Origin of the sequence: Candidatus Phytoplasma gossypii, assembly GCF_030586975.1 — a bacterium.
Taxonomy (GTDB): Bacteria; Bacillota_I; Bacilli_A; order Acholeplasmatales; family Acholeplasmataceae; genus Phytoplasma; species Phytoplasma citri.
In genome coordinates this window covers 1-1,582 of record NZ_JAOSIT010000064.1, presented here as the reverse complement: position 1 = coordinate 1,582, position 1,582 = coordinate 1, and the positions used below count along the sequence as shown (strand labels likewise).

Sequence of the window (1,582 nt, the reverse complement as noted above, 5' to 3'; positions counted from 1 at the left end):
ATATTTAAATTGATAAACTAGTTTTTTAACTAAAGGTAGATGAAGTTCAATTAATTGATCTCGTATTGCTAAATTCTTTTTATTTTTTAAAAATTCTTTAAATAATTCTTGTCTTAACATGCAATTCATTTCTAAAAACATTTTTAGAAAAGACAGGAAATTATTTTTTTAGTCTTTTAAAATAAAAAAGACTAACTTAACAGTTAGTCTTAAAAAATTTTTAAAAAATAAAAAGTGTCTAAAGTTTAGGAACACCTCATATGTTCCAATCACTTCAAATGGCAAATTCAATTAATAATATGGCGCATATTTGTTTTTTAATATTTTTTATAGTTCTTTTTATTTTTGAAATTATTAATTTTGTTTCAATGTCTAATAATCATAAAAAAATTAATAATTCATATTCGATCATGAAACAAATTAGTAAAGAGATACGGATAGATTAATTGCGTTGTTTTATACAGCGTTTTGTATTTGCTGTTAGCCCCTTTCCAAACTGGACAAGCAAGTTTCCCAGCATCTGATTTTCCCTAATTTATTCTCTTTCGAGAACTAATTGCGCCTTAAGGTTGATTAGCTATTTATTCTTCTTATTGTTTCTTTGCTTTTTTTGTGGAACAATATCGAATCTTATTCAATGTTAACGAAAACTTAGTTTCTCGGGAAACAGTTGTTGACATCATTTATCAACTCTCCTTCTTTATTCCATTCAATAAATAATACATTACTAGCTACTTTCCCATTGTGAGAGTTATTCTCTCTCTCCTCTGGTAAGTCAGCGCACTAAATTGTTCCAAATTTAGCTTTGAATTTCTTACGACTACTAAAATCTTTCCTGACTGTCGGCGAGATTTCAGCTTTTCTGCAATGATAAACTATTCAATTTCTCAATCCTAAATTGATAGCTACTGAACTACACGGTTTCATTAGTTTGCGTGGTAAGTTTTACATTACATCTATTTTCCTTCTTCGGTCATTTCAGACTTATCCGTGGGAAAATTTGGTCGCAGAATCTTCTTGATTAACTACTTCGTCGCAACCCGCTTTTATGGTCTGCTTTCATCTGTTATTCTTTCGTTTAACAGACCAACTATCTCCTTTCAATGTTTATCAGTATGAGTTATTGGTTAGATAACACGATATTTTAGGCATCTTTTGGCACCCATTGAGAATAAATAAGATTTATAAAATATTAATTAAATGGAATTACAGCATTTTTTAAAAGAAGGTTACGACGAAGTAGTTATTCGAAAAAATTATATAAAAAAGTATTTTTTTATATTTTATTCCAATATTTTTATAAATTCTTTCTCAAATTTTTTGGAAAGTTTAATTGAATTGTTGTTGTATTAAACTTTTATTTTAATTTGCTAAATTCTAATTTAAAATAACTAATTTCTTGAATTAGTATATTTATTTGTTGTTGTTATGATAAATCATTTTTTAAATTTCTAGATTTAGTGTGATTGAAAATCAGTTTGATTTGGTATTTGTTATTATATTTTTGTTTTACAATCTATTATTATTTCCAATTTAGTTTAGATGATTGTTTTCATTACGATATTGTAATCTTGAGTATTTG

The 1,582-nt window shown here is 26.3% G+C and carries 1 pseudogene; it reads right to left on the bottom strand.

Annotated features, from left to right (window positions below):
* A pseudogene (locus tag OC698_RS03045) lies at nucleotides 1-120 on the bottom strand (sigma-70 family RNA polymerase sigma factor); the annotation flags it as partial.
* Nucleotides 121-1,582 lie beyond the last annotated feature (1,462 nt).